This window comes from Hyunsoonleella sp. 2307UL5-6, from assembly GCF_047345485.1.
Taxonomy (GTDB): Bacteria; Bacteroidota; Bacteroidia; order Flavobacteriales; family Flavobacteriaceae; genus Jejuia.
In genome coordinates this window covers 45209-69243 of record NZ_JBLFEN010000008.1, presented here as the reverse complement: position 1 = coordinate 69243, position 24035 = coordinate 45209, and the positions used below count along the sequence as shown (strand labels likewise).

Genomic DNA, 24035 nt, shown 5'->3' with positions numbered 1-24035 from the left:
TTAAATAGCTAGACAAATATAATTATTTATTCGACAAAATACATATTTTTATCGATAAATTGCATATTTAATTAATTGATATGCTTTTGAGCTTTGTAAGATGACCGAACAAGTGCACTACTTTCAACATGCCTAAATCCTAAATCTAAACCTATTTGTTTGTATTCATCAAATTCATCTGGATTTATAAAACGCTTAACAGGTAAGTGTTTTTTACTTGGTTGTAGGTATTGGCCAATTGTTACCACATCAACATCATTAGCTCTTAAATCATGTAGCGTCTCTATAACTTCCTCTCTGGCTTCACCTAAACCTAACATTATTCCAGACTTAGTTCGTCTTTGTCCTTGCTGTTTTAAGTATTTTAAAACTCCCATACTTTTATCGTATTTAGCTTGAATACGAACTTCACGTGTCAACCTTCTTACGGTTTCAATATTATGAGACACAACTTCTGGCGCTACACTGATTATTCTATCGATATGTTTTTCAATACCTTGAAAATCTGGAATAAGTGTTTCTAAAGTAGTGTTAGGGTTCATTCTTCTCACGGCATTAACCGTTTCTGCCCACATAATACTTCCCATGTCTTTTAAATCATCTCTATCTACACTAGTTAAAACTGCGTGTTTAATACCCATAATTTTTATAGAGCGTGCTACTTTTTCAGGTTCGTCCCAATCTACGGTTTCTGGTCTGCCAGTTTTTACACCACAAAACCCACATGAGCGGGTGCAGATATTTCCTAAAATCATAAATGTAGCAGTACCTTCTCCCCAGCATTCTCCCATATTAGGGCAGCTTCCAGAGGTGCAAATAGTATTAAGTTTGTATTTATCAACTAAACCTCTTAATTCTGTGTATTTTTTTCCAGTTGGTAACTTAACACGTAACCATTTAGGTTTTGCTTGTCGTTCTGGTAATATGTTAGAAATTGTATCTTTTTCCATAGCAAAAAATGAATTGCAAAGATACAAAGTATTCTATAAAAGGGCTAATAGAGGGTGGTAAGATACCAAATACTAAACCCTAGCAAAAACAAGATTCCTAACTTACTTAAAATATGAAGTATTTTAGACGGTCTCCATATTTTTGGTGTATGTTTTCCAGAAATAAGTATGTAATTAATAATAGCATAAAAAGGAGCAGTTATAAAAGATAGGATAGTAGCAATTTTAATGAGTAAGCCCATTTCTGATCCTAAAAATAAAAATATATATACGGTTCCTAAGCAAAGCAAAATAATCCAGAATATATAACCGTATTTGTAATTTTTATTTAAAAGTAATTCTGTGGTTTTGTTCATAGCTCTTGGTGAAGCATCTAGTGTTGTTAAGGTAGTGCTAAACATAGTTGTAAAAGCAGCAATACCAATAATAATGTATGCCCAATTACCTAAACTAGTTGTATACATGTGTATTAACTGGCCTGCAAAAACACTTGCTGATTTGCTAAAAGTTTCACCGCTATTAAACATTACTAATGCACCTAAAAGCACAAAGCAAACACCTAAAATAATAGTACCGATGTAGCCTATGTTAAAGTCAAAAATCGCCCGTTTTGTTGAAAAATTATTTTGAGTATTTTGTTTCTCTAAAGTCCATAATGAGTGCCACACTGAAATATCTAAAGGACCAGGCATCCAACCCATAAATGCTATTAAGAAGGAAATTTCTAAACTATTTTTTGGTAAAACCTGTACTATTGTTAATGGTATTTTATTATTTATTAAAGCCATAAATACTGCTACAATTGTACTTATAGTTAGCGTAACAATAATGATTTTTATAAGATTATCTAGTAACTTATACTTTCCAAGTAATAGTAATAATACACAAATACATAAAATAATTATAGACCATAACTGTACACTATCTATAGATAATACGCCTATTGTGATTGTTTTAAATTTATAAAAGAGAGAAGACGCTATACCAGCTGTAACGATAGTAACAGCCATTTGTATTACAAACATGGTGCCTAGTGTTAATATATAATAAGCTATAAGTGTTCCTCTTCCTAGTTTTTTATAACCATGTAAAAGGCTCTCTCCGGTGGCAGCTGCATAGCGAGGGCCATATTGAAAAAACGGATATTTAAAAAGTGTTACTAAAATTAGTGCCCAAATTAGGCCTAAGCCAAAATCGGCACCTGCTCTTGTAGATTGTACTAAATGAGATACACCAATTGCCGCACCTGCAAATAATAACCCTGGTCCAAGATTTTTTAATTTAGTAATCAAAGATTGATGCTTTTTTTGTCCTAAATTGTGCTCTTAATTTACTTAGATGTATATTATCAATGTAGCAATGTTTGAGTACTGATGACACATCTTTACTTCCTTTACCACTTTTAGTAATGATAATATTATCTATAGTAATAATGCTCTTGCTTTCTGTTTCTGAACTAAAAATACTAATTTTTGAGTGCCTAAGGCCATCGCCTCTGTGTAAATCTAATATAGCTTTAGATGGATGTAATATAAACGCTTCTAAAAATTTATTTTTAAATGTAATACGTTCAAAATCAAAATCTATAAACTCTTTTTTAAACCATGTGTTATCTTTTTCTGAAAACGGAATAATTTCAAAACTTGAAAAACTTTTGATAGCAACATATATTATTATTGCTGCCTCGGCAAACCATACCAACCAAAGTGGTAACCCATTAATATAAGATACGCCATATAAAGACCAAAGCCCAATTTTATTTATCTCTATCATTTCTAAAACAACCAAATCTGGTCTAAAAAAAATATTAAAAAAATAACCAAATTCTTTAAAAATCAAGGATGGATTAAAATCTTCCATCGAAATAATATATAAATAACTTACCCATTGAAAATACACAGCAAAAACAGCTATAATACATGTAATGGTAATTGATGTATTACGATTTCTAATTTTAAAAATTGTATTAAATATTCTACTTGTATAAGAAACTATATAACCATATAGAATAACGATGAGAAAGTTTAAATAAACAATAGGAATAAAATTTATAATTAAACTGTAAAAATAACTAATGCACAATAGTGTAGCGAAAGCACATGCCAAAGTAAGCCCAATATTAATTGGTTGTGCTACTCCAGATTCTTTATAATAATTTAGTGATGAATTATCCATGGCTATTTATTTTTAATAACTTCTGCAAGTAATTTTTTAGCCCTTAATAGTTTTACTTTTACATTGTTGATGGGTTCATCTAATTCTTTAGAAATCTCTTTATAGCTTAACTCTTGAAAGTATCTTAAATTAATTACTTTTTGGTAATGCGGTTTTAGTTTTTTGATATCGCGAAGTAAATTAGCTAAGTTTTGCTCTGTAATTAGCTTGTCTTCTACAGTAGGAGACTCGTCTAATATTTGAAAAGCTCTACCATCATCTTTTGAAATAGCATGTTTTATAGAGTTCTTTTCTTTTCTAATAATATCAATATGTATGTTTTTTGAAATGGTAATTAGCCATGTTTTAAAAGTATAGTTTTCATCAAAAGTTTCTATTCTATCAAAAGCTCTAGAAAATGTTTGAATGGTGATGTCTTCAGTATCGTTTTCGTTTTGAATACGCTTTAGTTGAAAACCATACACATCATCCCAATAGCGGTCCAGTAAAAAATTAAAGGCCTTTTGGTCATTATTTTTAGCACGAGAGATAGCTTCCTTTATTTCCAATATTTGGGTTTTGAAATAATATTTGATATAAATATAGCTAATTGAGAAACAATTAGAAAGATTTCTAGAAAAGGTAAAAGTATAATAAGATCTTTTTCGTTAAGTTTTTTTGCAGATTTTCCATATATAAAATACACAAATATCATTCTTAATAAAATTAAAGATAGGATTGCCATTGGAAAGTGCCAAAGTATTACAAGTAATATAGCTAACACCCAAAATAGTAAATTAGATATATACGATAAACCAAGAATAATTTTATGATTTAACCTGTAGTGCTTTGCAGTTGAAACGTGTCTTCGTTTTTGTACAAACCACGATTTTAATGAGGTTTTAGCAATAGATGTCGTAAAGCTTTCTTTAGCTATACTAATTTGAGTATTACTATTTGTAGCAGCTGCATTTACAAATAAGTCGTCATCGCCAGAGCGAATATTCATGTGTTTTGTAAATCCATTAACTTCAAAAAACTTTGTCTTTGTATATGCTAAATTTCTACCAACACCCATATAAGGCATTCCTAAATTAGCAAGTGAAAAATACGATATTGCTGCGGTTAATGTTTCAAACCTAATAAGTTTATTTAATAATGAGTTTTTAACTTTTGTATAAGCACCATAACCTAAAACAATTGACGTTTCAGAGTTAAATTTTGAAATCATTTCTTTAATCCAATATTTTGAAATAGGCTTACAATCGGCATCAGTAAATAACACTATATTATGTTTAGCAGCTTTAATACCAAGAGTTAATGGGTATTTTTTATTTCCCCAAAACGCTTCCACAGGTTCTACATTTACAATTTTAATATTTTGATTAATTAGCGCAAACTCCTCCATAACCTCTAAAGTATCATCACTAGAAAAGTCATTAATTAATACAATTTCAAAATTTTGATATTCTTGATTAATTACATAAGGTATAAATGCTTTTAGATTTTCAGTTTCATTTTTAGCACAAATAATAACAGAAACAGGAGTGTTAGGCGATTTGTTATTATTTGTTGGTTTGTAAAATGCAAACTTGCCAAAGACGTATAAATAAAAAAAGACTTGAATTAAAACAACTACTGCAAATACGTAGAGTATAATATCAAGAATAAGCATGAATTATTTGGTATGTTGCGGTTCATCACAATCACCAAATTGGTCAGGAGATTTTCCGCAAAAACCACAAGCCTCCCCATTTTTATTTAACATAGGGTTTTGGCTTGCACAAGTGCCAGCAAATTTACCATCTTTTTTGGCCCAAATTTTAATGGCTATACCTGCAATACCTAGTCCTAGAAGTAGTATAGTAATAAGAAGAAGTTTCATTAAAAAAATTTTACACAAAGATAACGGTTTTACAAAAAACCTCTATTAAACTATACCTATAATTATTTTTTGTGACTTATTAATTTTTTATGTGTCTCATTATTAATGAATTATATTTTCATTTCTAACCAATAAAACTATAATATATTATGAAAAAATTATTAGCTGAATTTTTTGGAACATTTTGGCTTGTTTTTGGAGGATGTGGTAGTGCAATTTTTGCTGCTGCTTTTCCAGAAGTGGGTATTGGTCTTTTAGGCGTATCGCTTGCCTTTGGTCTAACAGTATTAACCATGGCTTACGCTGTAGGGCATGTATCAGGAGCGCATTTTAATCCTGCAGTTTCTTTAGGATTGTGGGCCGGTGGAAAATTTGAAGGTAAACATCTTTTAGGTTACATTATTGCTCAACTTATTGGAGCAATCGCAGCTGCCGGTGTTTTATATCTTATAATATCTGGCAAATCTGATTTTACAGGTATTGGTGGTTTTGCGGCAAACGGTTACGGAGAATTGTCTCCTGGTGGTTATAGTATGGTTTCTGTACTAGTGGCAGAGTTTGTACTTACCATGTTTTTCCTTTTAATCATTTTAGGAAGTACGTACCCAAAAGCACCAAAAGGATTTGCTGGTATAGCTATAGGTTTAGCCTTAACGCTTATACATTTAATAAGTATTCCAATTTCAAATACATCTGTAAACCCTGCAAGATCTACAAGTCAAGCTATTTTTGCTGGAGCCGATTTTACTGCTCAATTATGGTTGTTTTGGTTAGCACCTATTGCAGGAGCAATAGTTGCCGGATTAATACATAAAGCATTTTTTAATAAGGAATAATGATAATGACCTGTAATAAGAGTTGTTAATAGCAAGTAAAAAGCCTCTTCTGTTTTAGAAAGAGGCTTTTTTAATTTTAATATTTTGCAACTATTTATTGCAGGCTAATTTCTGCTACAGTATTCTCTAAAGATGCTATAGTATTACCACCTTTAGGCTCTATAGTAATATTGAGACCTCTTGCATTTTCAGTAAAAGGTATTCTTTTAAGTTGTCTGTCTGTCTCACTTAAAATCCCTAAACTTACCATCCTACCTTGTAAATCTGCCCAAATTTGATAACATTTTTCTTCTGGTAATTGCGGAAGCGATACCACATCAATCATAGATGTTTTTTCCTTTGGATTGATATAGGCAACAGTCTTTAAGTTTCTAGCACGTTCGTTTCCTTTCATAATATACTTGTAGGTCTCTGGATCATTTAATCGCTTAAACTGCTCCATAACGGCATCTAGTTTTTTATTATTCATTTCAATATCGCTTCTTAAATCAAATATTTCATCAACAACTACCTGATTTTCTTGACTAAGTTTTTGATTTTGATTATAAAATAAATATGTAGAAGCGGCAAATGTAATTGCAGCAACACTTGCAGCAACACTTAGCTTATACCATTTTTTATACCTAGCACGTTTTGACAATGCTATAACCGGAGCATCATTAAACTCATTAAGCACATTATTTAAAATGTGTTTTGGAGCTTCAATAGCATTACTTTTAGCAACAATTTCTAAATTGTTTTGTAACGTATTATAGGCATTCTGTACTTCTGTATATTTTGATATGTAGGTTTCAACATGTTCCGTTTCAGCAACAGTTGTGGTGCCCATTAGATATTTATCTAAAAGGTCTGAATTTAAAAAAGTAGTTATTTTCTCATTCATGACTTGGTTTATTGCGGATCGTAGATTTTTTTCAATTCTCTCAATCCAATTTTTAATCTCGATTTAATAGTTCCCAATGGGATATCTAACTCATCACTTGCTTCTTGTTGGGTCATACCCTCAAAAAACAATGCATTTATTACTATTTGATATTTTTCTTCCAAACTTCCTAAATGCTTTTTTATATCCAAAACATCTTGATTTAAAGCATTAGTGGTTATTTTATATACGCTAGATGTATCGATTTGGACTTCTTTCGCCGTTTTATTTTTTAAAGACCTAGTTTTATCAATAGCTGTATTATACGCTATTCTATACAACCAAGTAAATAACTTTGCTTTAGAGGCATCATATTTTTTAGCGTACCTCCAAATTTTTATAAACGTTTCTTGAAGTACGTCTTGTGCTATATCTTCATCTGTAATTATCTTTCGTATTACACCGTAAAGTGCATCGGCATAATTTTCATAGAGCAGAGAAATAGCTTTTTTGTCGCTATTTTGAAGTAAGTTAACTATTTCTTTTTCTATGTTTGAAATCAATATGTGTTGGTTTAGTTGAAGTTTAATTTCATTAACGTCAAAGTTAAAAATTTATTTAAACTATAAAATGTTTACTTCTGCTTCAATTGTAATATCAAATAATCTTAAAACTGTTTTTTGAATTAATTCTGATAGTTTTAATACATCAGCACCTGTTGCACCACCATAATTTACTAACACTAGTGCTTGATTTTCGTGTACGCCATGATTTCCAAAACGCTTGCCTTTAAAGCCAGCTTTTTCAATAAGCCAACCGGCAGGCACTTTTACTTTAGTTTCTGAAATTGAGTAACTGGGTATATCCTCAAAATTTTCTTGAAGACTTTTAAATTTAGTTAAAGAAATTACAGGATTTTTAAAAAAACTACCACTATTACCTATCTCTTTTGGGTTTGGTAATTTACGTTCTCTTATAGCTATTATTGCTTTTGAAATATCTTGAATTGTTGGAGTAACTATATTTTGAGCTTCTAATTCTGAAGTTATAGCGCCATACTTCATTTGAAGCAGATGGTTTCTTTTAGTTAGCCGAAAAGTTACCGATGTAATTATATATTGGCCGCTTACTTCGTTTTTAAAAATAGAATTTCTGTATCCAAAATTACAATCGGCTTTACGAAACGATTTGATGTCTAGAGTTTCTATATTTATAGTATCACATGCTACAAACGTATCTTTTAACTCAACACCATAAGCACCAATGTTTTGTATTGGAGCCGTACCTACATTTCCTGGTATCAGGGATAAATTTTCGATACCTCCAAAGTTATTTGCTAAACACCATAACACAAATTCGTGCCAATTTTCGCCAGCATTAGCTTTTACTAAAACATAATCACTGGTTTCATCTTCTACAGTAATTCCCTTAAGATTAACATGAATAACTAATTTATCTTGGTTTTGCGTAAGTAGCATATTACTACCACCACCTAAAAGTAATTTTTTTGGGTGTTCTTTTAGGCTTAATACTTGTTTTAACTCGTTAATACTGGAGACTGAAACAAAGTATTTTGCGTTTACATCAATACCAAAAGTATTATAATCTTTTAGGGATATGTTTTCTGCTACATGCATTAATTAGTATAAACTTTTAGCGCGTTTTTTAAAATAGTTACAGCTTTAATTAAATGTTGTTTATGTAATACGTAAGCAATTCTAATTTGGTTTTTTCCTAAACCTTTTGTGGAATAAAAACCACTAGCAGGAGCTACCATAACTGTTTCGTTTTCAAAACTAAAGGATTCTAATAGCCATTGTGCAAAGTGGTCTGCATCTATTACAGGGAGTTCTACAATACAATAAAAAGCACCTTTAGGTATTGCTACTCTAATACCATCTATCTTATGCAATTCGGCTATTAAAGTATCTCTACGTTCTATATATTCGTTTTTAATATCTTCAAAATAACTCTGGGGAGTGCTTAAAGCAGCCTCACTAGCTATTTGTGCATATGTAGGCGGACTTAACCGTGCTTGAGCAAATTTTAAAACAGTGTGCCTAATTACCTCGTTTCGTGTAACTAAACATCCAATTCTTGCACCACACATACTGTAGCGTTTTGATACGGAATCAATCATAATAGTATGTTCATCCATACCCTCTAATTCTAGTATAGAATGATGTGAATACCCATCATAAGTAAACTCTCGATATACTTCATCAGAAATTAAAAATAAGTCATGCTTTTTAACTATTGCAGCCAATTGTTTAATTTCTTCTTTTGAATAAAGATACCCTGTTGGGTTACCAGGATTACATATCATTATGGCTTTGGTACGATTGGTAATCAATTTTTCAAACTCAGCTATTGATGGCAGCGCAAAGTTATCTTCAATTTTAGAAATTATAGGTTTTACCTTTACACTTGCAGCAGTTGCAAAAGCAATATAATTAGCGTAAAATGGTTCGCAGATAATAACTTCATCATCAGGATCCATAATACTTCCAAAGATAAAAGCAATAGCTTCACTAGCTCCAGTAGTCACAATTATATCGTTTAAGTCTACTTTTATGTTGTGATAGTTGTAGTAGTTTGCAATTTTTTTTCTGTAGGTGTCAGACCCTTCAGACCGCGAATAAGATAATACCTCTATAGTATTATTTTTTACTGCGTTTAAAGCAACTTCTGGTGTTTTTATATCAGGCTGTCCTATATTAAGATAGTAAACAAACTTACCTTCAGCTTCTGCATTTTCTGCATAAGGTACTAGTTTTCTAATTGGTGATTCGGGCATATTTAGCCCTTTTTCTGATATTGTTGGCATTAAACTAATATTAGTGCGCAAAGTTGCAAAAATTATCTTAGACTTATTTTAAAAAATAAAGGGAATTTATTAAATAGTAATTCCTGTTTTATTTATAAGCTAAAAGCTTCTAATAGTTGATTTTAACTGTGTAGATATTTTACAAAAAAACCCAGACAATTCGTCTAGGTTTTTTATTATATATAAGCCAATTATTGTTTTATTGCTCAATAACGCTTTTGCTTTTTTTCTCTAAAACGTTGTTTTTAGAAGGGTCTATTACTAAACCTTTAATTTTTAATGCTACTGTAGGTGTATCTGCATTAGACATTACTGTTATTGTTTTTCTAATAGGGTTAACTCTATTAGTGTCATACTTAACTTCAATTACTCCAGTTTTACCGGGCATTATTGGGCCATCTGGTTTTTTAGGAATAGTACATCCACAACTAGAGCTTACTTTCGTTATAATTAATGGAGCCTCACCAGTATTGGTAAATTCAAATGTTCTTACACCGTTAGAGCCTTTTTCAATAGTACCATAATCTATAGTAGTATCTTTAAACTCAATTTTAGCAATTTTTTCTTGCGCATTAAGCGAGAAACTAAGTAACCCTACAAATAAAATTGTAAATAAATGTTTCATCTTTTTGTAATTAATGGTTATTATTTAATTCAAACATAGGTACTTTTTCCACAACCTGCAAAAATAATAGATGAATTACAGTAATCTTAACATATTGCATTTTATCATCAACTTTCACAGGAAAAGAAATATAAGTACTTTTGCGAATCAAAATTCAAAAACTGTTCCAAAGTATGCAAATCCCATCAAAATACGATGCAAATAAGGTAGAAAGCAAGTGGTATGACTACTGGATGACACATAATTATTTTCATTCAACACCAGATAGCAGAGAGCCTTACACCATAGTAATCCCGCCACCAAACGTAACGGGGGTATTGCACATGGGGCATATGTTAAACAACACTATTCAAGATGTATTAATTCGTCGTGCAAGATTACAAGGTAAAAATGCATGTTGGGTACCTGGAACAGACCATGCATCAATTGCTACAGAGGCCAAAGTAGTAGCTAAATTAAAGGAACAAGGTATAGATAAAAACGATTTATCACGTGATGAGTTTTTAAAGCATGCTTGGGAGTGGACGCATGAATATGGAGGTGTGATTTTAGAACAACTAAAAAAATTAGGTTGCTCTTGCGATTGGGATCGGACTAAGTTTACTATGGATGACGATATGTCAGAAGCCGTAATTAAGGTTTTTGTAGACTTATATAGCAAAGGTCTTATTTATCGTGGTTACCGTATGGTAAATTGGGATCCTGAAGCTAAAACTACCTTATCTGATGAAGAAGTGGTTCATGAAGAACGTCAGGGTAATTTGTACTACATCAATTATAAAATTGTGGGTAGTGATGATGTTTTAACAATTGCAACAACAAGACCTGAAACTATTTTTGGTGACACCGCTATATGTATAAACCCAAACGATGAGCGTTTTAAGCATTTAAAAGGAAAAAAAGCAATTGTGCCTATTTGTAATCGTGTGGTGCCAATAATTGAAGACGAATATGTTGATTTAGAGTTTGGTACAGGTTGCCTAAAAGTAACGCCAGCCCATGATGAAAACGATAAAACTTTAGGCGATAAACACAACTTAGAAGTTATAGATATTTTTAATGAAGATGCATCTTTAAATAGTTATGGTTTACAATTTGAAGGACAGGATCGTTTTATTGCTAGAACATCAGTAGCAAAAGCTCTTGATGCTTTAGGTGTTTTGGTTAAAACTGAAACTCATATAAATAAAGTAGGGACATCAGAAAGAACAAAAGCTGTTATAGAGCCTCGCCTTAGCGACCAATGGTTTTTGAAAATGGAAGATTTAGTAAAACCTGCCATTAAATCAGTATTACATGATAACGATATAAAATTATTTCCAAAGAAGTTTGAAAATACATACCGCCACTGGATGGAGAATATTCGTGATTGGAATATTTCTCGTCAACTATTATGGGGCCAACAAATACCAGCATTTTATTATGGAGATGGAAAAGATGATTTTGTAGTTGCTGAAGATGTTAATGCTGCAGTTGAATTGGCAAGAATTAAAACAAAAAACAATACGTTATCCTTAAGCGACTTGCGTCAAGAAACGGATGCTTTAGATACTTGGTTTTCTTCTTGGTTATGGCCTATGTCGGTTTTTGATGGCATTAGAAATCCCGAAAATGATGAAATAAAGTATTACTATCCAACTAACGATTTGGTAACAGGCCCAGATATACTATTCTTTTGGGTAGCACGTATGATTATTGCAGGCTATGAATATAAAGATGAAAAACCTTTTGAAAATGTATATCTAACAGGTTTAGTAAGAGATAAGCAACGTAGAAAGATGAGTAAGTCTTTAGGTAACTCTCCTGACGCTCTTAAATTAATTGAACAATACAGTGCAGATGGTGTTCGTGTAGGCTTGTTACTAAGTTCTGCTGCGGGTAATGATTTAATGTTTGATGAAGCATTATGCCAACAAGGAAAACAATTTGGTAATAAAATATGGAATGCATATCGCTTAGTTGATGGTTGGGAGATAGACGCTACTATACAACAGCCAACATCTAGTAAAATTGCTATTGAATGGTATACATCTAAATTTCAAAAAGCTTTGATTGAAATTGAAGACCATTTTAGTAAATATCGCCTAAGTGATGCGTTAATGGCAATTTATAAATTAATTTATGATGATTTCTGCGGATGGATGCTAGAAATTGTAAAGCCAGCATATCAAAAACCAATAGACGCTGTTTCCTACAAGGCTATCATATCAATTTTTGAAGATAATCTGAAAATAGTGCATCCGTTTATGCCTTTTTTAACTGAAGATTTATGGCATTATATTTCTAAAAGAACCCCAGATGAAGCATTAATTGTCGCTAAGTGGCCACAAGCTAAAGCGGTAAATGCAACATTAATTACAGAGTTTGAATTTGCTTCAGAAGTTATATCGGGTATCAGAAACATTAGAAAACAAAAAAATATTGCCTTTAAAGATGCCATTCCTTTTTCTGTAATTAATAATGAAAATACTAACAATACTTTTGATACAATAATAGCTAAGCTTGGAAATTTAGAAGACATTAATTATATCAATGAAGCTGTTGATGGTGCTCTAACATACCGCGTAAAATCTAATGAATATTTTATACCAATGGCAGGTGCCATTGATGTTGAAGCTGAAATTGAAAAGCTAAAAGAAGAGCTAAAATATACTGAGGGTTTTTTAAAATCTGTGCAGAAAAAATTATCTAACGAACGTTTTGTAAATAATGCACCAGAGCAAGTAGTAGCGAGTGAGAAGAAAAAAGAAGCTGATGCATTGGCTAAAATTGAAACTATAAAGTCAAGTTTATCTAGTTTAAGTTAAAAATTAATAAACAATACTAAAAAAGCTTCTTTTTGGTATGTCTAATTGTTGGATGTTTTTTTGTTCCGACTATTAACCATATCACACCTTCTTTTTGTATTTATATTTGCCTTCGGACTAACCCATACAATAATAAAATTTCAAATCATTCGTCTTAATTGCTCTCTTTTTTCAAAAGGTATAGTATCTAACGTTACAGCAATTTCAAGTAGTTTTCTGTTATTAATTTTAGAGAAAATTATAGCATATAGTTGGGCTACGCTAAGTGTTTTTTCTAAACGGTCAATAAGTTCTACATTGTCTTTAACATGTATTAAGCCTTCTTCTAAAACACGAACATAAGTGCCAGAAAAACCATGATTTATAAATTGTGTAATAATATTTTGGTTTCCAAATTTAAAGCCAAATTTAAAACAGGGTTCACGTGGCTGAGTTACCTGTACTACTGCATCACCAATTCTATAAATATCACCAACCATAATCAGCTTTTCATCCATACCATTCACAGTTAAGTTCTCACCAAACATGCCCCAATGCCATTTTAAATTTGGATATATATTTTCCCAATATGGATACTGATTTGAGGAAAATAAATAACATGCTTTGTAAATGCCTCCATGTACTTTCGTGTCTGCAACATAGTCATTAACAATACCGGTTTTACTTAAGTAAATAGCTTTATGAGTTGGTGTTTTGTAAATACCAGTATTAATTTCTTTATCCTTCCACAGTATCGTTTTAGGTTTAGAAATATTAGTGGATTCTATGTACATAACTAATATATATTAATGTGCTTGTTTAAAAGTAGTAAAAATTATGTGTTAATAATATTAAAACACAATGCCTTTCAATTGGTTTATCTATATTTAAAGCATTGCAACTTTATTTCATATGTTTTTATAATTACAATATTTATATTTAGCCAATGAAAGAAAAACCATCTTCTTTTTCAATTAAAAACTGGAGTCAAGACGATCAACCCCGAGAAAAATTACTATACAAGGGTAAATCAGCATTGAGTGATGCAGAACTAGTAGCAATACTAATAGGATCTGGAAATCGAGAGGAAAGTGCTGTAGCACTTTGTAAACGTATTCTAGCAAGCGTAGATAATAATTTAAGTGCTCTTGGTAAACTTTCTATAAAACAACTTATGACGTTTAAGGGTATTGGAGAAGCTAAGGCTATAACAATAATTGCTGCTTTAGAATTGGGAAGGCGTCGTAGAGGAGAGGAGGCTTTAGAGAAAAGTAAAATTACATCTAGTACATCAGTTTTCGAGCTCATGCAACCCATAATAGGCGAACTAGAGCATGAGGAATTTTGGATTATTTATTTAAATAATTCTAATAAGGTGATACAAAAGCATCAGTTAAGTAAAGGTGGTATTACTGGTACTTTAGTTGATGTTAGGATAGTGCTTAAAAATGCATTAGAAGTTGGTGCAACAGGATTAATTTTAGTGCATAATCATCCATCTGGAACATTAAAACCTAGTGAAGCAGATAAACAAATTACCCAAAAACTAAAGATTGCTGCACAAAGTTTAGATATTAAAGTTTTAGATCACTTAATAATAACCGAAAAAGCCTATTTTAGTTTTGCAGACGAAGCGCTGCTTTAAAAACTAAAAATTTAATGCTTTATTTTACAAATTAATTATAATGTTACTTGTTTATACCCATAAAATAGCACCACGATTAAAATATGTATTTAAACATATTTGTACACGTGTTTTGGGAGTAAAAGTTAATTTTACCACTAAAATTGAAGATTTTATTGCGCACGATAGCCTTAAAATGTCGTACACAAAACAACAATTAGGTAACGAGTTTTTTATAAAAAGCAATGCTATTTTGTTTGAGCAAGGTCTCATGGATATAGAAATTACTGTACAACAATGGGAAAACACAAAATGCTTTTTTTTTAATGGCGATAAAAGCGCAATACCATTTGATATTTTTGCAGCTTCGTTTTATATGTTATCAAGATATGAGGAATACTTACCACATCGTAAAGATAAATATGGTAGATTTTTAGCAACAGAAAGTTTAGGCTATAAACATGGGTTTTTACAGCAACCTGTTGTAGATATTTGGGCCTATAAGTTTAAAGCTGCATTACAATTACAGTTTCCAGATTTTACATTTCCAAAAAAACAATATAGCATAACACCAATTATAGATGTTCCTAGCCCCTATAATTATAAACTTAAAGGGATTATGCGATCGTTAGGAGGTACCGTTAAAGATTTTTTTAGATTTAGATTTAAAGGCCTGTATACCAGATATGCAGTTTTATTTGGTTTAAAACACGATCCTTTCGATACCTTTAAATATATCATAAATAAACAAAAACAATCTCAATTTAAATTTTTAATATTTTTTTTTATTGGCTCCTATTCTACATTTGATAAAGGTATAAATATCAATAAACGTAAATATGTTTCACTTATAAAACACCTAGCAGATTATTGTCATGTAGGCCTAAAAGCATCATATTTTTCAGTGAACAATATAGAAACTTTAAAAAAAGAAAAAAGACAAATGGAGGATGTCATAAATACATCATTAACTGCGTCTAGATATTCATTTTCAAAATTAAACTTACCTGAATCTTATAGAAACTTGGTTGACTTGGAAATTAATGAAGATTTTACAATGGGCTACATAAACCATATAGGTTTTAGAGCAGGATCTTGCACTCCCTTTTTATTTTATGATTTAGATTATGAAGTGCAAACACCGTTAAAAATTTGCCCATTTCATATGATGGATTTTGCATTATTAAAACAGTCATCATTATTAGATAAGAAAAAAGTATTAAACACCATAATTAACGAAATAAAGCACGTAAATGGGCAATTTGTACCTGTGTTTCATAATTACACATTTAGTAACGCATCAAGATGGAATGGATTTAAAGAATTATTTAATATCATTTTAGCCTCAAAATAAAAATGAATACATATAATACTATTACTGATGTTTTTTTTGATTTAGACCACACATTATGGGATTTTGAAAAAAACTCTGGACTTGCTTTTGAAAAAATTTTTAGAATTAATAAAATAGATGTTGATTTAGCAACTTTTATAAAAAAATATTCGCCTATAAATTTTCAATATTGGAAATTATATAGAGAAGAAAAAATAAGTAAAGAAAACTTAAGATTTTCAAGATTGAATGATACATTTAAAGCCCTAGGTGTAACTCTAGAAAAAGAACAGATCAATAAATTGTCTGATGATTATATACTGCACTTAGCATCGTTTAATTATTTATTAGATGGCGCTATAGACACTTTAAATTATTTAAAAAACAAATATAGACTTCACATTATCACTAATGGTTTTAATGAGGTACAACACAGTAAACTTAACAAATCAAACATACTAAAGTATTTTCAAACCATTACAAATTCTGAGTTGGCAGGTGTTAAAAAGCCCAATCCTATAATATTTAATTACGCTTTAAATCTTGCCAAAGTTGAGGTTGAAAACACGGTAATGATTGGGGATAGTTATGAAGCTGATATTGAAGGTGCCTTAAACGTTGGGATGCAAGCTATTTTTTATGATCCTAAGCAGTCTTTTACTGTAGATAGTGTAAATAAAGTGTCGCACCTAACTCAGTTAAAAAATATATTATAAACAATACCAAGCCAAATTGTAACGTTTTAAATCAATGAAAATAGTTAAACTCAATTACTTAAGTGTCCTTTCATTTTTGATGTTATTTATAGCATGTACAAAACCTGTAGATTTTAATCAATTGGATGATTTACTTCTAGAGCCTGTTGTAGAATCTAGTATTTTCTTTTTTAATGCAGAAGCTAGCGAATTTTTTACAGGAGGCACAGAGCAGAGTGAGGTTTCAGATTTTGTTCAAATAGATATTTTTAATAACAGTTTTATTAATAATAATCTTATTAAACTTGAGTTTGTATTAGATATAGAAAATTCCATTAATAGGGCTTACGAATTACAATTAGATTTTTTAGATACAAACGGAGACCTTCTTGAAACATTTACTATTAGTGCAGACGCTTCTCCTAATAATAGTGTTATTGCTAATACGCATACCGAAGTTTTTGAAGATGAAGCCTTAGTAAGAATTAAACAATCATCAATCTTAAATTTCACACTCAGAATGTTACCAGGAGAACCAATTACAACCGATACACCTGGGGAAATCGAAGTGCATTCTATAGGAGTGTTTCATTTAAATATAGGCGGATGATATTGAAAAAAATTTTACTAGTATTAATGCTTATATCGGGAATTGGTTATGCACAAAACAAACAAATATTATATGGGTTTACAGAAACGCCACAAGCATTATTATTAAACCCTGGAGGACAAATTAATAACATGGGGTATTTTGGTATACCATTAGTATCTCATATGCATTTAAATGCTGGTTCTTCTAACGTGTCAGTTTTTGATTTTTTTGTAAATGACGGTAGAAACTTTAATTTGAAATTTAGAGAAGCCGTAAATAGATTAGATGCAAATGATTTTACTACAATAACACAACAACTTGAAATATTCTCTGGAGGTTTTGCTTTTGGTCCATCATATCAAAAAAACGAGTATATAAGTTTTGGCCTCTACCAAGAGTTCGATTTTATCAGTTATTTCCCAAAAGATTACGTTGTTTTAGCACTAGAAGGAAATCAATCAAATATAGGTAGGCCTTTTAAATTAGACCATTTAAACCTCAACGTAGATGTGCTTACAGTACTACATTTAGGTTATAATAAAAAAGTAAATGAAAAATTCAATTTTGGAGTTAGAGGAAAAATTTACTCTAGTGTTTTTAACATAAATTCAACAAACAACAGAGGTGCATTTACTACAGTTGAAGGGGAAAACAATACCTATAATCATATTTTTAATTTAGATTTAGCACTGAGATCTTCAGGAGTAGCCAATTTGATTAACGATGAGAATGATGATTTTACTGAAGATATTAAAACAATAAGAAAACGCTTATTATTTGGAGAAAATTTAGGACTAGGTCTTGATGTTGGTTTTACTAAACAAATAAATAAGCAATTATACTGGGATGCCAGTGTATTAGATTTAGGTTTTGTACGACACTCCAAAAATATAGAAAACTACGAGTTAAAAGATGAGTTTACCTTTGAAGGCATAGACCCGCTATTTCCAGAATCACAAGATAACGAGTCGGCAGATGATTTTTGGAGCGAAATAGAGGAAGAATTTGAAGATCTTTTTGAAATAGATACCACGCAAACTAAGTACACAGTGTGGAGACCCGTAAAACTCAATACGTCTTTAAATTATGCTTTTGGGAAGAAAAAGTTAAAAGATTGTGATTGTTTAGCAGATGAAGGTGATTATTTAAATAGGGTTGGCGCGCAATTATTTATGATAAAACGTCCTAGAGGTATACAAAGTGCACTAACTGCATATTATTACAGAAGAGTTTTTAATGGCCTGAGTGTTAAAGCAACTTATACTATAGACTCATATACTTACAGTAACATAGGATTTGGTGTTTCTAGTAACTTATGGGGGTTGAATATATATGCTATGGCCGATAATTTATTATCATATCAAAACGTATATGACTCACAACATGTATCTTTACAATTAGGATTAAATTATATTTTTAAAAATGAAAATTAAATATTTTACGTTAATACTAGTATTATTTGCAATTGCTAATAATTTTGCTCAAAATAATCTTAATAACTATAAGTATGTTTTGGTGCCAAAAAAATACGACTTCCTTAAAGAAGAGAATCAACACCGGTTAAATGAATTATCACAATACCTGTTTAATAAATATGGTTTTACAGCATTATTTGAAGGTACAGAATATCCTAGAGATCTTAAATTAGATAGGTGTTTAGCGTTACGCTCTAACGTTATAAAAGGGTCAGGAATGTTTAAAACAAAACTAAATGTTGTTTTAAAAGATTGTAACGATAAAGTAGTATACTCCTCTAAAACAGGTGAAAGTAGAGAAAAAGAGTTTAAAGTAGCTTACAATAAAGCATTAAGGGCTGCATTCGATTCTTTTAAAGCCTTAAATTACAAGTACGAACCAGAGCAAAGCCTAGTGTCATCTCAATCAGCAGTAGTTGTAGACGAGGCAAAAGTCCAAACACAACAAGAGATCGAAAAATTAAAGCAAGAAATAAAGACTCTTAAAAAAGAAACTACAAAAGCTAACGAAAAAGTAGTTGGGGTAAAAGAAACAACCAAGGTTGTATCTTCAGAAAATAAAATTAAAGAATCTAGTACAACTTTAAAACAATCAACATCTATTATTTTATATGCCCAAGAAATAGATAATGGGTTTCAATTAGTAGATAGTTCGCCAAAAGTGATTTATAAAATTAAAAATACAGGAGTGAAAAATGTGTTTTTAGTTGAAGATAAATCCGCTATCATATACAAAAGTAATGATATCTGGTTTCTGGAGCATCACACACAACATACAATACTAGTAGAAAAGTTAAATATAAAGTTCTAGTTTTTCAGCCATTAGAGCCATTAGCCACTAATAGTTATACTTATCTTTCCAACGCTGTTTTAAAAACTCTCGTTGTGCATTTTCACGAGCATTATTACTAGGTTCGTAAAGTTTAGTTCCCTTTATTTCGTCAGGTAAAAACTCCTGTTGTGCAAAATTATTTTCATAGTTATGGGCATACTTGTAGTTTTCTCCATAACCAAGTTCTTTCATTAATTTAGTAGGGGCATTTCTTATTTCTAATGGTACAGATAAATCACCAGTATCTTTTACCAGTTGTTGTGCTTCACCTATTGCTTTATAAGCTGCGTTGCTTTTTGGAGAACATGCTAAATACGTAGCACATTGACTTAAAATAATACGAGATTCTGGAAACCCAATGGCAGAAACTGCTTGAAAAGCATTATTTGCAATTACTAACGCTGTCGGGTTAGCATTACCAATATCTTCACTAGCCGAAATTAAAAGTCTACGTGCTATAAATTTCACATCCTCACCACCTTCAATCATTCTAGCAAGCCAATACACGGCACCATTGGGGTCACTTCCCCTAATCGATTTTATAAACGCCGAAATTATATCATAATGCTGTTCTCCAGTTTTGTCATATCGTGCCGTATTGTTTTGTACATTATCTAAAACAAAAGCATCGGTAATAGTAACCTTATCAGCATTACTAGAATTTACAATAAGCTCAAAAATATTAAGTAATTTTCTAGCATCACCACCCGAAAGTCGTAACAAAGCATCTGTTTCTTTAAGTATAATATCCTTTTTAGAGATAACAATATCGTTTTCAATCGCACGCTTAAGCAGCGTTTCTAAATCACTTTTAGAAAATGCATTTAAAACATATACTTGGCAACGCGACAATAATGCAGGTATGACCTCAAAACTTGGGTTTTCAGTAGTAGCCCCAATCAAAGTTATCCATCCTTTTTCTACCGCTTGTAATAACGAATCTTGTTGAGATTTACTAAATCTATGTATTTCATCAATAAACAAAATTGGGTTTTTAGTTGTAAACAAACCACCACTTTGTTTAGCCTTATCAATTACTTCTCTAACATCTTTAACACCAGAATTTATGGCACTTAATGTGTAAAACGGTCTTTCAGATTCAGAAGCAATAATATTAGCAAGCGTTGTTTTTCCTGTCCCTGGCGGTCCCCAAAATATCATAGAAGCAATCAGTCCATGTTTCAATTGCTGAGACAATGCACCATGCTCACCCACTAAATGCGTTTGGCTCACATAGTCTACCAAGCGTTTTGGCCGTAATCGTTCGGCTAAAGGTATATTTATATTCATCAGTGTAAAATTAATAGATTTTATTTTAGTTTTGGGCGTGCCCCAGATAAAAATCTGGGTCGGGCTTTCACGAGTCGCTCTCTTCGAGGAGCTTCAACAATCGCTCAATCCCTCACGCACCTATCTGCCATTTTAGCACATCATCCAAATATGGTTAACTATTTGCTATATTTAGTACAATGGCACAAAACAAACATTTTGAATACTCAACGGGAGTTATAGCTTACCCTATTTTATTCGTATTAATCATCTGGTTAGTATTTTGGTTCGAAGTAAGGTTTGGGTTTAAGTTATCAAAATATGGCGTCTATCCGCAAACTTTTTTAGGATTACGAGGTGTAGTTTTTAGTCCCTTTTTACATGGAGATATACAGCATTTATACCATAATAGTATTCCTCTTTTTGTATTATCATCAGCATTATTTTATTTCTATAAACCTCTTGCGTGGCGCGTGCTTTTATGGGGTATTTTAGTATCAGGATTTTTAACCTGGTGTATTGGTAGGCCATCTTATCATATTGGAGCAAGCGGATTAGTTTATGTACTCGTAAGCTTTACGTTTTTTAAAGGCGTGTTTGCTAAACATTACAGGCTTATTGCATTGTCTTTACTCGTAGTGTTTTTATATGGAAGCATGATTTGGTATACATTGCCCATAGAAAAAGGCATCTCATGGGAAGGACACTTATCAGGGCTAATAACAGGATTAGTATTTGCATTAGTATTTAGAAAACAAATTGCAAAACCTAAAAAATATATGTGGGAACAAGAAAATTTTAATGAAGATGACGATCCATTCTTAAAACATTTTGATGAAAACGGTAACTTTATTGAAACTTTAGAACCCGAAGTAGAGGAAGAGAGTATAAAAATTAATTATACCTTTAAAAGTGATAAAGAGAAAAATACCTAATAACAATAGTCTTTAAATCCAAATAGACTTATTATAATAGAGCTTATTTAAGCCGTTGTCTCACTACTTCATACAAAAAAGCGCCACATGCTACAGAAACATTTAAAGATTCAATATCTCCAAGTAAAGGTAGTTTAGCTTTCTCATCTACAACTTTTAATGTAGATGGATTAATACCACGACCTTCAGAACCCATAATAATAGCACAAGGCTCCTTAAAAGAAATATTATAGAGTGTATTATTCGTTTTTTCGGTTGCAGCTATTACTTTTATGCCAGAGGCCTGCATATAAAACACAGCATCTTTAATATGGTCTACTTTACAAATAGGAATTTTAAATACAGCACCAGCACTAGTTTTAATAGTATCTCCATTTACAGGTGCACCACCTTTTTTTTGTATTATTATACCATTCACACCTGTACACTCCGCAGTTCTAATAATAGCACCAAAATTACGAACATCACTTAACTGATCTAAAAGTAAAAATAATGGTGTTTTACCAGATTCAGTAATATTTAAAACCAAGGTTTCTATATCGTGAAATGCAATAGGAGATATTTGTGCAACTGCACCTTGATGGTTTTTTTTAGTGAGCCTATTTAATTTCTCAACAGGAACATATGAGGTGTTAATAGAATTTTTTCTAATTACAGACTCTAATTCTGTAAAAAGCTCTCCTTTAAGTCCTTTTTGTAAAAACACTTTATCAATAGTTTCTTCAGAGTTTATGGCCTCAATTATGGCTCTTATTCCGAATATTTGGGTTTGCATAAAATAATAATATTTGATAAATAAATATAAAGATATATTATCTTTAATGATATAAATATTTTACTGAATAAAAAAAGGCTGTCTTAGTTAACTAAGACAGCCTTTCGTTCTTATAAATATATTATTTGTAAAAGATTCTAATTTTCAAACCACATAGGTTCCGTCAAATCTTCAACTGCAGGAGCATTGGCATTAGATGTAACTTCACTAAGAGGAATTTGATACCTTCTTAAAAAGTCAGTAAGTACTGCACCTGTAGGTAAAGTTATCGTTGGTACGTCATTTCTTCTCCAATCTGTCCAAGATTCTATAGCTCTAGTAAAGTTAGCTACGAATGTTTCTTCATGTATTTTTAATAAAGCATCTTCTTCACTATCACCACTTATAGTTCCTCTAGGTGAAGCTAAAAACGCAGCTTTATCTGCTTCTGAAATCGCACCAGGAGCACCATCATAAGAATCAAGAGATGCAGTAATTCCAGCTCTATAAAATGCATTTGCATCACCATTTATATAACCTAATAGTGCAGCTTCAGCTAAATAAAAGTTGGTTTCTGCAGCAGTACTATATCTGTCTGGCATTTCTGGTCTTATAATGTTTAAACTGATAGTAGAAACACCTGTTGTACTAAAAACACCTTGTTCTTGACCAACATAGTCACCATCCTCATTAGTATCAAAATAAGTTGCTCTTCTAGGATCAGAGTTTGCATTCATGATATCTATCAATGGAATCCCTCCACCCCAAAACGTATTTACACCTCCACCAAATTGGTCAATAGTTTTCCAAATTGGGTTTTCATTACCAGGGACAGCTGTATAGTTTAAAACTGCATCCTGTGAAGCATCCAATATAAGAGGCTGGTTCGCTGTATTTTGAATTTCAGCTTGTACTGATGCAGCATCAACATTTGCGATCAACATTAAACACTTTAATTTTAATGAATTTGCAAATCTTACCCATGAAGCTCTATCTCCACCGTAAACTAAATCTGCAGATTCAATGATACCTGTATCACTAGATAAATTTTGTAACGCTTGATCTAGTAGTGCCGGTAAACCTCTTAATACATCTTCTTGACTATCAAAATTTGGATTAGAAAAATCAGCCACCTGTATAGCTTCACTAAAAGGTATATCTCCAAAAATTTGTGTAAGATTTAAGTAAGCAAAGGCTTCTAGCACTTGGGCTTGTCCAATAATATTTAGTGCTTCAGGATTATTAGTTTCGGTTAATACACGCATTTGTTGCAAATTTCTTAATGCAGTTGTGTATTGACCTACCCAAACATTGTTAGTGGTATTAGCACTAATATTATATCGCTCTGGGTTTGCAAATACACCAAAACCTACTGTTGCAGACCAAGATTGAGAATGCATATTCATTGAATTTAGCTCAATAGTTCTATTGGCTGATAATCCTGCAACTAAAACTTGTGGCATTAATAACTCTGCGCTTATGCTTGTAGCAGCAAGGGGATCAGTATTTATTCCTTCGATGGAGTCTTCACAACCAACTAAAAGGATGGCAAAACACAATAATATTGTGGTTTTGTATAAGGATTTTATATTTTTCATTTT

At 31.4% G+C, this 24035-nt stretch carries 24 protein-coding genes; 9 read left to right on the top strand and 15 right to left on the bottom strand.

The features are described from left to right. Positions 1 to 71 precede the first annotated feature (71 nt). The 6 genes from lipA to ACKGJY_RS13815 are packed head-to-tail and all read right to left on the bottom strand — an operon-like array spanning position 72 to position 4989. Positions 72 to 950, bottom strand: a complete 879-nt coding sequence (gene lipA, locus ACKGJY_RS13840; protein WP_413974491.1) for a lipoyl synthase — start codon at positions 948 to 950, stop codon at positions 72 to 74. A gap of 44 nt (positions 951 to 994) precedes the next feature. Further along, a complete protein-coding gene (locus tag ACKGJY_RS13835; protein ID WP_413974490.1) occupies positions 995 to 2242 on the bottom strand; it encodes an NRAMP family divalent metal transporter in 1248 nt (415 codons plus the stop codon). Further along, positions 2232 to 3125: a hypothetical protein gene (locus tag ACKGJY_RS13830; protein ID WP_413974489.1), complete on the bottom strand. Its 894-nt coding sequence runs from the start codon at positions 3123 to 3125 to the stop codon at positions 2232 to 2234. The genes ACKGJY_RS13835 and ACKGJY_RS13830 overlap by 11 nt, the downstream gene beginning before the upstream one ends. A 2-nt stretch (positions 3126 to 3127) precedes the next feature. Then, on the bottom strand, positions 3128 to 3673 hold the full coding sequence (locus tag ACKGJY_RS13825; protein ID WP_413974488.1) for an RNA polymerase sigma factor: 546 nt from the start codon (positions 3671 to 3673) through the stop codon (positions 3128 to 3130). Then, on the bottom strand, positions 3664 to 4779 hold the full coding sequence (locus ACKGJY_RS13820) for a glycosyltransferase (RefSeq protein WP_413974487.1): 1116 nt from the start codon (positions 4777 to 4779) through the stop codon (positions 3664 to 3666). The genes ACKGJY_RS13825 and ACKGJY_RS13820 overlap by 10 nt, the downstream gene beginning before the upstream one ends. Positions 4780 to 4782: 3 nt before the next feature. After that, on the bottom strand, positions 4783 to 4989 hold the full coding sequence (locus tag ACKGJY_RS13815) for a membrane or secreted protein (RefSeq protein ID WP_413974486.1): 207 nt from the start codon (positions 4987 to 4989) through the stop codon (positions 4783 to 4785). A gap of 149 nt (positions 4990 to 5138) precedes the next feature. Here ACKGJY_RS13815 and aqpZ point away from each other — a divergent pair, with 149 nt between their 5' ends. Further along, entirely contained in the window at positions 5139 to 5825 is a 687-nt protein-coding gene (aqpZ, locus tag ACKGJY_RS13810; RefSeq protein ID WP_413974485.1) for an aquaporin Z, read from the top strand. 94 nt (positions 5826 to 5919) lie between these two features. On the opposite strand, the gene ACKGJY_RS13805 is transcribed toward aqpZ, so the two are convergent. The 5 genes from ACKGJY_RS13805 to ACKGJY_RS13785 all read right to left on the bottom strand — a co-directional run bounded on the left by ACKGJY_RS13805 (position 5920) and on the right by ACKGJY_RS13785 (position 10139). Next, positions 5920 to 6708, bottom strand: coding sequence for an anti-sigma factor domain-containing protein (locus tag ACKGJY_RS13805; RefSeq protein ID WP_413974484.1), 789 nt, complete (start codon positions 6706 to 6708; stop codon positions 5920 to 5922). Positions 6709 to 6716: 8 nt separating this feature from the next. Next, on the bottom strand, positions 6717 to 7250 hold the full coding sequence (locus ACKGJY_RS13800; RefSeq protein WP_413974483.1) for an RNA polymerase sigma factor: 534 nt from the start codon (positions 7248 to 7250) through the stop codon (positions 6717 to 6719). A gap of 60 nt (positions 7251 to 7310) precedes the next feature. Then, on the bottom strand, positions 7311 to 8324 hold the full coding sequence (gene murB / locus ACKGJY_RS13795) for a UDP-N-acetylmuramate dehydrogenase (protein WP_413974482.1): 1014 nt from the start codon (positions 8322 to 8324) through the stop codon (positions 7311 to 7313). Beyond that, positions 8324 to 9514, bottom strand: a complete 1191-nt coding sequence (locus ACKGJY_RS13790) for a pyridoxal phosphate-dependent aminotransferase (RefSeq protein WP_413974481.1) — start codon at positions 9512 to 9514, stop codon at positions 8324 to 8326. The genes murB and ACKGJY_RS13790 overlap by 1 nt, the downstream gene beginning before the upstream one ends. A 199-nt stretch (positions 9515 to 9713) precedes the next feature. Further along, the gene (locus tag ACKGJY_RS13785) at positions 9714 to 10139 is read right to left on the bottom strand and encodes a DUF1573 domain-containing protein (RefSeq protein WP_413974480.1); all 426 of its coding nucleotides are present in this window, start codon (positions 10137 to 10139) and stop codon (positions 9714 to 9716) included. Positions 10140 to 10312: 173 nt separating this feature from the next. Here ACKGJY_RS13785 and ACKGJY_RS13780 point away from each other — a divergent pair, with 173 nt between their 5' ends. Further along, on the top strand, positions 10313 to 12946 hold the full coding sequence (locus tag ACKGJY_RS13780) for a valine--tRNA ligase (RefSeq protein ID WP_413974479.1): 2634 nt from the start codon (positions 10313 to 10315) through the stop codon (positions 12944 to 12946). A 140-nt stretch (positions 12947 to 13086) separates the two neighbouring features. Here ACKGJY_RS13780 and ACKGJY_RS13775 read toward each other — a convergent pair whose 3' ends face one another. After that, positions 13087 to 13719, bottom strand: a complete 633-nt coding sequence (locus tag ACKGJY_RS13775) for an MOSC domain-containing protein (RefSeq protein WP_413974478.1) — start codon at positions 13717 to 13719, stop codon at positions 13087 to 13089. A 152-nt stretch (positions 13720 to 13871) separates the two neighbouring features. Here ACKGJY_RS13775 and radC point away from each other — a divergent pair, with 152 nt between their 5' ends. The 6 genes from radC to ACKGJY_RS13745 are packed head-to-tail and all read left to right on the top strand — an operon-like array spanning position 13872 to position 19455. Beyond that, a complete protein-coding gene (gene radC, locus ACKGJY_RS13770; RefSeq protein ID WP_413974477.1) occupies positions 13872 to 14570 on the top strand; it encodes a RadC family protein in 699 nt (232 codons plus the stop codon). 40 nt (positions 14571 to 14610) lie between these two features. Beyond that, on the top strand, positions 14611 to 15903 hold the full coding sequence (locus ACKGJY_RS13765) for a polysaccharide deacetylase family protein (protein WP_413974476.1): 1293 nt from the start codon (positions 14611 to 14613) through the stop codon (positions 15901 to 15903). Positions 15904 to 15905: 2 nt separating this feature from the next. After that, positions 15906 to 16598 (top strand): YjjG family noncanonical pyrimidine nucleotidase, encoded by a 693-nt coding sequence (locus tag ACKGJY_RS13760; protein WP_413974475.1) that lies wholly within the window; start codon positions 15906 to 15908, stop codon positions 16596 to 16598. A gap of 34 nt (positions 16599 to 16632) precedes the next feature. Beyond that, a complete protein-coding gene (locus ACKGJY_RS13755; protein WP_413974474.1) occupies positions 16633 to 17187 on the top strand; it encodes a hypothetical protein in 555 nt (184 codons plus the stop codon). Next, positions 17184 to 18602 (top strand): DUF5723 family protein, encoded by a 1419-nt coding sequence (locus tag ACKGJY_RS13750; protein ID WP_413974473.1) that lies wholly within the window; start codon positions 17184 to 17186, stop codon positions 18600 to 18602. Before ACKGJY_RS13755 ends, ACKGJY_RS13750 begins: the two co-directional genes overlap by 4 nt. Then, positions 18592 to 19455 (top strand): hypothetical protein, encoded by an 864-nt coding sequence (locus tag ACKGJY_RS13745; RefSeq protein ID WP_413974472.1) that lies wholly within the window; start codon positions 18592 to 18594, stop codon positions 19453 to 19455. Before ACKGJY_RS13750 ends, ACKGJY_RS13745 begins: the two co-directional genes overlap by 11 nt. A gap of 27 nt (positions 19456 to 19482) precedes the next feature. On the opposite strand, the gene ACKGJY_RS13740 is transcribed toward ACKGJY_RS13745, so the two are convergent. Then, positions 19483 to 20760 carry a replication-associated recombination protein A gene (locus ACKGJY_RS13740; RefSeq protein ID WP_413974553.1) on the bottom strand — a complete coding sequence of 426 codons (1278 nt, stop codon included), beginning with the start codon at positions 20758 to 20760 and terminating at the stop codon, positions 19483 to 19485. Between the two features lie 185 nt (positions 20761 to 20945). On the opposite strand from ACKGJY_RS13740, the gene ACKGJY_RS13735 reads away from it, so the two are divergent. Further along, positions 20946 to 21680: a rhomboid family intramembrane serine protease gene (locus tag ACKGJY_RS13735; RefSeq protein ID WP_413974471.1), complete on the top strand. Its 735-nt coding sequence runs from the start codon at positions 20946 to 20948 to the stop codon at positions 21678 to 21680. A gap of 43 nt (positions 21681 to 21723) precedes the next feature. Here the strand turns inward: ACKGJY_RS13735 and rlmB are convergent, their stop codons facing one another. Together rlmB and ACKGJY_RS13725 are read right to left on the bottom strand one after the other, a co-directional pair. After that, positions 21724 to 22455, bottom strand: a complete 732-nt coding sequence (rlmB, locus tag ACKGJY_RS13730; protein WP_413974470.1) for a 23S rRNA (guanosine(2251)-2'-O)-methyltransferase RlmB — start codon at positions 22453 to 22455, stop codon at positions 21724 to 21726. 137 nt (positions 22456 to 22592) lie between these two features. After that, positions 22593 to 24032 carry a SusD/RagB family nutrient-binding outer membrane lipoprotein gene (locus ACKGJY_RS13725; protein WP_413974469.1) on the bottom strand — a complete coding sequence of 480 codons (1440 nt, stop codon included), beginning with the start codon at positions 24030 to 24032 and terminating at the stop codon, positions 22593 to 22595. Between the last annotated feature and the right edge of the window lie 3 nt (positions 24033 to 24035).